This window comes from Microbacterium sp. C448 (assembly GCF_000582705.2).
GTDB classification, from domain to species: domain Bacteria; phylum Actinomycetota; class Actinomycetes; order Actinomycetales; family Microbacteriaceae; genus Microbacterium; species Microbacterium lacus_A.
Map to the genome: position 1 here is coordinate 1 of NZ_HG779715.1, position 7,920 is coordinate 7,920.

The 7,920-nt window shown below is 66.0% G+C and carries 7 protein-coding genes; 2 read left to right on the plus strand and 5 right to left on the minus strand.

From position 1 onward, the window contains the following. Positions 1-35: 35 nt before the first annotated feature. The 4 genes from MIC448_RS10910 to MIC448_RS10925 form a co-directional block, all read right to left on the minus strand. The gene (locus tag MIC448_RS10910; protein WP_036299478.1) at positions 36-1,691 is read right to left on the minus strand and encodes an ABC transporter ATP-binding protein; all 1,656 of its coding nucleotides are present in this window, start codon (positions 1,689-1,691) and stop codon (positions 36-38) included. Then, positions 1,688-2,635, minus strand: a complete 948-nt coding sequence (locus MIC448_RS10915; protein ID WP_036299480.1) for an ABC transporter permease — start codon at positions 2,633-2,635, stop codon at positions 1,688-1,690. The genes MIC448_RS10910 and MIC448_RS10915 overlap by 4 nt, the downstream gene beginning before the upstream one ends. Next, positions 2,625-3,554, minus strand: a complete 930-nt coding sequence (locus tag MIC448_RS10920) for an ABC transporter permease (RefSeq protein ID WP_036299486.1) — start codon at positions 3,552-3,554, stop codon at positions 2,625-2,627. The genes MIC448_RS10915 and MIC448_RS10920 overlap by 11 nt, the downstream gene beginning before the upstream one ends. A 159-nt stretch (positions 3,555-3,713) precedes the next feature. Then, positions 3,714-5,333, minus strand: coding sequence for an ABC transporter substrate-binding protein (locus tag MIC448_RS10925; RefSeq protein ID WP_036299482.1), 1,620 nt, complete (start codon positions 5,331-5,333; stop codon positions 3,714-3,716). 129 nt (positions 5,334-5,462) lie between these two features. Between MIC448_RS10925 and MIC448_RS10930 the strand changes: the two genes are divergently transcribed. After that, positions 5,463-6,287 (plus strand): CPBP family intramembrane glutamic endopeptidase, encoded by an 825-nt coding sequence (locus MIC448_RS10930; RefSeq protein ID WP_243419976.1) that lies wholly within the window; start codon positions 5,463-5,465, stop codon positions 6,285-6,287. 274 nt (positions 6,288-6,561) lie between these two features. Continuing rightward, positions 6,562-7,503, plus strand: a complete 942-nt coding sequence (locus MIC448_RS10935) for a hypothetical protein (RefSeq protein ID WP_144238037.1) — start codon at positions 6,562-6,564, stop codon at positions 7,501-7,503. 205 nt (positions 7,504-7,708) lie between these two features. Here MIC448_RS10935 and MIC448_RS10940 read toward each other — a convergent pair. Next, positions 7,709-7,920 (minus strand): hypothetical protein (locus MIC448_RS10940; protein ID WP_036299484.1); only part of this gene is annotated, 212 nt, incomplete at its 5' end.

Consider the following 7,920-nt stretch of genomic DNA (forward strand, 5'->3'; position numbering starts at 1 on the left):
GGGATCGTTGGGCGCGAACGGCGAGGGCATGCCCGTCACACGCCGCCCAGCGGGATCGATGCGCCCGGGATCGCCGCGAGCAGTCTCTGCGTGTACTCCTGAGCGGGATTGGCGAAGATCTCGTCGACCGTCCCCTGCTCGACGATCTTGCCGCGCTCCATGACCGCCACCATGTCGGCGGCGACGCGGACAACGGCGAGGTCGTGGGTGATGAACAGGTATGTCAGCCCGAGCTCGCTCTGCAGCTCGGCGAGCAGCTGCAGGATCTGGTCCTGCACCAGCACGTCGAGCGCCGAGACGGCCTCATCGAGCACCACGACATCGGGCTTGAGCGCGAGCGCCCGCGCGATGGCCACACGCTGGCGCTGGCCGCCGGAGAGCTCGTTCGGATAGCGCGATTCCAGCTCTTGCGGCAGAGAGACCTGGTCCAGCAGCTCGGCCACACGGGCTCGACGCGACGCACGGTCGCCGACCTTGTGGATGTTGAGGGGCTCAGAGATCGTGTTGCCGATGTTGCGGAGCGGATCGAGCGAGCCGTACGGATCCTGGAAGACCGGCTGCATCTGACGGCGCAGTCGGAACGCCTCGCGTCCGCTCAGCTTCGCCACGTTCTGCCCGTCGACGAACACGTCGCCCGATGTCGGATCCTCGAGCTTCAGCACCATCTTCGCCACGGTGGACTTGCCCGAGCCGGACTCCCCCACGAGGGCCAGGGTCTTGCCCCGCGGGATCTGGAACGAGACCCCGTCGACAGCGCGGAATGCCTCGCTGCGGAATCCGCCGAGACGGATCTTGTACTCCTTGACGAGGTCGCGCACCTCGATCGCGGGCGGGATGTCGGCGACATCAGCGCTGGTCTCGATGCCGCGGTCCTGCACACGCGTCTGAATGCGCTGGGATGCCAGGCTCGGCGCCGCGGCGACGAGACGCTGCGTGTACGGATGCAGCGGGTTCTCGAGGATCTCGCGACTCGGGCCCATCTCGACAATCTCGCCGCGGTTCATCACGATGATCTTCTCGGCGCGCTCGGCGGCGAGTCCCAGGTCGTGTGTGATCAAGAGGACCGAAGTGCCCCTGTCGCGGGTCAGCGTGGCCATGTGGTCGAGGATGACGCGCTGCACGGTGACGTCGAGAGCCGAGGTCGGCTCGTCGGCGATCAGCAGCTTCGGGTCGGCTGCGAGACCGATGCCGATCAGGGCGCGCTGGCGCATACCGCCCGAGAACTGGTGCGGGAACTGGTGCAGACGCTTGGCCGCATCCGGAAGGCCTGCCTGCTGGAGGACCTCGATAGCGCGGGCTTCGACATCCTTCCGGCCCGACGCGATCCCGTTCGCGCGGATCGCCTCCTTCACCTGAAAGCCGATGCTCCACACCGGGTTCAGGTTCGACATCGGATCCTGCGGGACGTAGCCGATCTCCCGCCCGCGGATGCGCTCCATCTGCGTGGCGTTGAGGTCGGTGAGCTCGCGCCCGTCGAGCTTGATGCTTCCGCCCGTCACGAGACCATTGCCCGGGAGGAGGTTGACGACGGCGGAGGCCGTCGTGGACTTGCCCGAACCGGACTCCCCCACGATCGCCACGGTCTCACCGGGGAAGATGTCCAGGCTCACGCCGTGCAGCACCTCGTTGGCGCCGAACGCGACGGTGAGGTCGCGGATGCTCAGGAGCGGGACGTCGGTGCGCTCGCTCATCGGCGGGCCCTCGCCTTCGGGTCGATGGCATCTCGGATGAGCTCACCCAACACGATGAATGCCAGGACGGTGACGGTCAGCGCGATCGAGGGGTAGATCAGCGCCATCGGCGCCACACGCAAAGACTGCTGCGCCTGGCTGATGTCGTTACCCCACGACATCGTCGTGCTACCGAGCCCGACCCCCAGGAACGCCAGCGTCGCCTCGGCGACGATGGCCGCCGCGAGCGAGATCGTCGCGACGACGAGCACGGGGGGCAGGGCGTTGGGCACGACGTGCGAGATCAGGGTTTTGATGCGCGACTGACCGAGCGCCCGTGACGCCATCACGAAGTCCGCCTGACGCACCCGGAGAATCTCGGCACGGACGATTCGGGCCGTCGCGGCCCACGCGAATCCACCGATTGCGAACGCGAGGGTGAAGACGGTCCGGTTCTGCGAGAAGACGCTCATGACGACGATCGCCGCGAGGATGTACGGGATCGCGAAGAAGATGTCGCCGATGCGCGAGAGCACCGAGTCCAGCCATCCGCCATAGAACCCGGCAAGTGCGCCGAAGACGAGTCCGACGACGGTCCCGATCAACGTGGCCAATAGGCCGACCGACAGCGACGTGCGCGCTCCCCAGACGATGCGCGACCAGATGTCGCAGCCGAGGAACGTGAAGCCGAGCGGATGCCCCGGCGCGGGTCCCCCGTTGCTGTTCTCGAGGAAGCAGTCGTTGGCCGGGGGCACCTGGGTGAACAGCGTCGGCGCGAAGGCCATCACCACGATGACGAGCACCACGACGCTCGAAACCCAGAACGTCGGGCGTCGACGCATGTCGCGCCAGGCGTCGAGCCAGAGGTTGCTTCGTTTCGCGGCGACGCGGACCTCGTCGACCGTGATCTCGGTTTCACGAACCGGGGCGACGAAGTGCGGGGCGGGATTCAGATCACTTGGCATAGCGGATCCTCGGATCGAGCAGACCGTAGAGCAGGTCGACGATGAGATTGACGAGCACGTACACGACCACGAACACCGTCACGATCGAGACCACGGTCGGCCCCTCCTGACGGATCGTTGCCGAGTACAGCGTGTTGCCGATGCCCGGGACGTTGAAGATTCCCTCGGTCACGGTCGCACCGACCAAGAGGACACCGAAGTTCGTGGCCGAGTTGGTGATGACCGGCAGCAACGAGTTACGCATGACGTGCACCGGCACAACGCGGCGGCGCGAAAGGCCCTTGCTGTACGCCGTCCGAACCCAGTCCTGATTGAGGGTGTCGATCGTCGAGGCCCGCATCAGCCGCATGCTCGTCGCGTACAAGCTGAAGCCCAGTACGAGAGCGGGCAAGGTGAGGTCGAACCATCCGTTCTGCGATCCAACCGTTGGCCGGAACCACCCCCACTGGATGGCGAGGAAGTACTGCGCCAGGAACGCGAGCACGAAGATCGGGACGGCGACGAAGATCAGGGCGACGACGAGCGACGTGTTGTCGAACAGCTTGCCCTTGCGGAGAGCCGAGATCGTGCCGATCACGATGGCGAGGGTGAACTCGATGATGATCGCCAGGACAGCGAGGCGGAACGTCACGGGGAAGGTGCGGACGAGAATTTCACTCACCGGCTGACCCGAGAAGCTGATGCCGAAGTCACCGCGGAGAACACCGGTGATGTAGTAGAAGTACTGCACCAGGAACGGGTCGTCCAGGTGATACCTCTCGCGCAACTGCTCCAGCAGCGCGGGGTTGGGGGTCCGGTCGCCGAAAAGGGCGAGGATGGGGTCCCCGGGCATGGCGAAAACCATGAAATAGATCAGCAGCGTCGCCCCGAAGAACACGGGGATGACCTGCAGAAGACGTCTGAGGATGTACGCGAGCACCCTCACTCCCTCCGGATACGGGGCGAGCGCGTGCCCGATCGGCACGCGCGAACCCGCTAAGAGCATCGTGCCGCGTCGGGTGCGCGAACGCGAGCCCTGGGGAACATGTCGCGAGGCGGTGACGTGTAACCGTCACCGCCTCGCGAGTGAGATCAGGACTTAGCCCTTGGTGATCTCGTGGTAGAGCGGAACCGAGTTCCAGCCGAACTCGACGTTCTCGACCGTTTCGGCATAACCGCCGGTGACGTTCGAGTACCAGAGCGGCGTGGCCGGCAGGTCCTGCAGCAGAACGGACTGCGCCTGCTGGAACAGCTCGTTCGCCTCACCGATGTCGGTGGAGGAGATGCCCTCGGCGAGCAGCGCGTCGAACTCTTCGTTCGAGTAGTCGCCGTCGTTCGAGCCCGCGTTGGTCGCGTACAGCGGCCCGAGGAAGTTGTACAGACCGGGGTAGTCGGCCTGCCATCCGGTGCGGAACGCGGTCGTGATCGTGCGGGAGTTGACGAGCTCGCGCAGCTCGGCGAACGTCGGGTACGGGGCACCCGACGACTCGATACCGAGCACGTTGGTGATCGAGTTGGTCACCGCGTCGACCCAGGCCTGGTGGCCACCGTCGGCGTTGTACGCGATCTGGAACGAGCCCTCCCACGGGGAGATGGCGTCGGCCTCGGCCCAGAGAGCCTGTGCCTCTTCCTCGTTGTACTCGAGGACTTCAGCACCCTCGAGCGCGTCCGACCATCCCGCGATGACGGGCGACGTGAAGTCGCTCGCGGGAGTGCGGGTGCCCTCGAAGATCACGTCGGTGATCTGTGCGCGGTCGATGGCCATCGACAGCGCCTGGCGACGCAGCTGGCCCTCTTCGCCCGCGAAGTGCGGGAGGTACTCGGGAACCGTGAAGGACTGGAACACCGCGGCAGGCTGGTTGACCGCACGGTCGCCCAGGTCCGACTCGAATGTTGCGAGCGAGCCGGTCGGGATCTGGTCGACCACGTCGACCTCACCCGCGAGCAGGTCGGCGTAGGAGGCATCCTGCGATGCGTAGAAGATGATCGACAGGCCGCCGTTCATCACCTCGCGCACACCCTGGTAGTCGGGGTTCGCGACGAGGTCGATCTGCACGTCGTGCTGCCAGGCGCCCTCACCGTCGAGCATGTACGGGCCGTTGCCGATCGGGTTCTCGCCGTACGCGGCCATGTCTTCGAAAGCGACATCGGGCAGCGGGTAGTAGGCCGAGTAGCCGAGGCGCAGGGCGAAGTCCGAGGCGGGCTTGTTCAGCGCGATCGTGAACGTGTAGTCGTCGACCTGCTCGAGGCCCGTGAGCTCCGAGTCCTCGTCGTAGCTGAAGCCCTCGATGTCCTCGAAGAAGTAGCTGTTGTACTGCTCGTTGGAAGCGAGCGCGCCGTAGTTCCACGCGTTGATGAAGTTGTCGGCGGTGACTTCCTCGCCGTTCGTGAAGGTCTGGCCTTCCTTGATCTTCACCGTCAGGTTCTGCGGGTCATCGACCGTGATCTCTTCGGCCATGTCGTTCACGGGCGAGCCATCCGCACCGTAGGACACCAGGCCCGCGAAGATCGCGTCGAGGATCTTTCCGCCGCCGACCTCGTTGGTCGCGGTGGGGATGAGCGGGTTTTCCGGCTCAGAACCGTTCGTGGTGATGATCGCGTCGCTCGCGCCGCCACCGTCGGTGTCGCCCGAGTCATCGCTGCCCGCGCAGCCGGCGAGCGTGAGCCCTCCGACGGCGAGGAGCGCGATCCCCGACAGGGCAATCTTGTTGCGCTTCACTTGTCCTCCTGTTAAGAGTGCTGTTACGCGCAGCATCACGGTCGTGAGTCTGCGCGGGATAGAGAAACCCTAGGCATCCTGGTCCGAATGCTCCAAATCATGAGCAAAACCGTTACATAGCCTTAACTCATGATGCCGTCCATATGGCAATCTGTCGAAGTGGATCCCCTGAGCCCCGTACCACTCGACCGCACCGCACGCGTTCGACTGTGGTGGGAAATCGGAATCGTGCTGGCCCTGTCGGTCGGCCGTTCGGCTCTCTACTCGGTGCTGCAGCTGGTGGAGGCCCTGGGCCGTGAGGAATCGCTGGGCGATCAGTCGGCGTCGGTCAACCCGGGGGCTTCGGCATCCGAATTCTGGCCCGTGCTCTACCAGTTCCTGTCCCAGTTCTTCGCGCTGGTGCCGGTGGCGCTCGCGATCTGGCTGCTGTGGGAGCCGGGCATGTCGGCGTTCCGGCGCATCGGCCTGGACTTCCGCCGCTTCGGCGGCGACTTCGGTCGCGGCTTCCTGCTGATCGTGGTGATCGGTGTGCCCGGCCTCGGTCTGTACGCCCTCGGGCGCGCGCTCGGGATCACCGTGCAGGTGGATGCCTCGCCCCTCGACGCCTCGTGGTGGACGATCCCGCTCCTGCTGCTCGCCGCGGTACGCGCGGGACTCACCGAAGAGGTCATCTTCATCGGGTACCTGTTCGACAGGCTGCGTCGGCTCGGGTGGGGCTGGTGGACGATCATCCTTTCGACGGCTGCGCTGCGAGCGGCGTATCACGCGTATCAGGGGTTCGGTCCGATGCTCGGCAACTTCGTGATGGGCATCGTGTTCGGCTGGTGCTACCGGCGCTGGGGCCGCGTCATGCCGCTCGTCATCGCGCACACGCTGATCGACGTGATCGCCTTCATCGGGTACCCGCTCGCGGTTGCTTGGTGGCCGCGCGTGTTCGGCGTTCCGGGCGCCTGAGCCCGGCCGCGGCTCCCTCAAAGTCATCCCAGTCCCCACCCTCCCCCTGCCGCTCACACGGCGAAACACCCCTTCCGCGACCACAAACCCCTCGTCGAGGGTGGTTTCGTCGCACGATGGGTGTTTCGCCGCGATGGTGACGCGAGGGCACGGTCGGGCGGGTGCGCATTCGTCTGGCACGGGGCAGTCCTGCACACCGGTGGACAGAACGGGCCGGTCCACCGATTGCAGCGTCTGAACCGTTGGTCGCGGCCGAATCCGTCACGGTGGACGGATGCAGCATACTGACGCCCTGAGGGAAACACCGTTCGTGCTCGCCGCAGATGAGCGGCGGTTGCACACGGGGCTGTACGGGCGAGCAGCTCGCGGGGAACTCCTCCGGGTGCGCCACGGCGTCTATGCAGGGGCGGAGTGGTGGACGGGCCTGAAACCGCACGAGAGGTACCACCCACGGGTCGCTGCGGCAGGGCTCGTTTTCACCGATGCCATCTTCATGCGCGAGTCAGCGGCGGTGTTGCACGAGCTACCCATCTTCGGGGAGCCCCGCGACATCCACATCTTCGATCCGGATCGACGGTCCACGAAACGCTACGGTGACGTGGTCGTGCATGCCGCGCAGGGCGCTCGGAATGTCGCGGCGATCGGATCTGTGTTCGTCACCGACCTTCTGGCGACCGTCGTTGACACAGCACGGCACCTCCCCCCGGCATACGCGCTGGCCGTGGCAGACGCCGCGCTCCGGCGCGGGATGCCGAGAGAGCAGCTGGGCGCTTGGTCATCTGACGACGCAAACCGTCGGAACGAGCGCTTGCTGAGGTGGGTATGGGACTTTGCCGACTCGAGGGCTGAGTCGGCGGGCGAGTCCGTGAGTCGAGCCGTGATCTCGTGGCTGGGCTTCGCCGTGCCGGCGCTGCAGCAGGTTTTTACCTACGAGGGAATCACGGATCGCTCCGACTTCTGGTGGCCCAAAGTCCGGGCGATTGGCGAGTCGGACGGATACGGGAAGTATGTGGCATTAACGGCCCAGGCAGCCGTCGAAGGAGTCGTGAAAGAGAAGGTGCGCGAAGACCGACTCCGACGATATTCCGACGGCTTTGCACGATGGGATTGGTCCGACGCCCATCGGGTAGTGCCCATCGAGCGCAAGCTGCTGCGCGCCGGAGTTCCGCTGGTATCGGCGCGCGACAACGCCATGCTCGCGACCCTGCGGCGATAGATGGAGCATGCGTGTGTCGGGGCTCATTCGGTGGAGCAGTCCCATCGAGTGAGCCCCGACATCCGGGTGTTTCTGTCGACTGCCGTCTGCGAAACACCCCGCGTGCGGCGAGCCACCCCAGGACACAGGGTGTTTCGTCGCACGAGAGGTGTTTCGCGGTGACGTCGCGGGGCTGAGCGTGCGGCCCGGGGGCGAGCGGCCGGGGTCAGGCGAAGGCCTCCACGGGCGGGCAGGCACATGCGAGGTTGCGGTCGCCCCACGCGTTGTCGACCCGCCGCACGGGCGGCCAGTACTTGTTCCGCACCAGCGCCTGCGTCGGGTACACCGCGCGCTCGCGGGAGTACGGATGCGCCCACTGGCCCGAAATCGCCGACTCGGCGGTGTGCGGGGCGTGCACGAGCGGGTTGTCGTCGGCGG

Coding starts and splice junctions, on each gene's coding strand:
- MIC448_RS10910 (WP_036299478.1), bottom strand. CDS start 1,691: ATGAGCGAGCGCACCGACGTCCCGCTCCTGAGCATCCGCGACCTCACC.
- MIC448_RS10915 (WP_036299480.1), bottom strand. CDS start 2,635: ATGCCAAGTGATCTGAATCCCGCCCCGCACTTCGTCGCCCCGGTTCGT.
- MIC448_RS10930 (WP_243419976.1), top strand. CDS start 5,463: ATGATGCCGTCCATATGGCAATCTGTCGAAGTGGATCCCCTGAGCCCC.
- MIC448_RS10935 (WP_144238037.1), top strand. CDS start 6,562: ATGCAGCATACTGACGCCCTGAGGGAAACACCGTTCGTGCTCGCCGCA.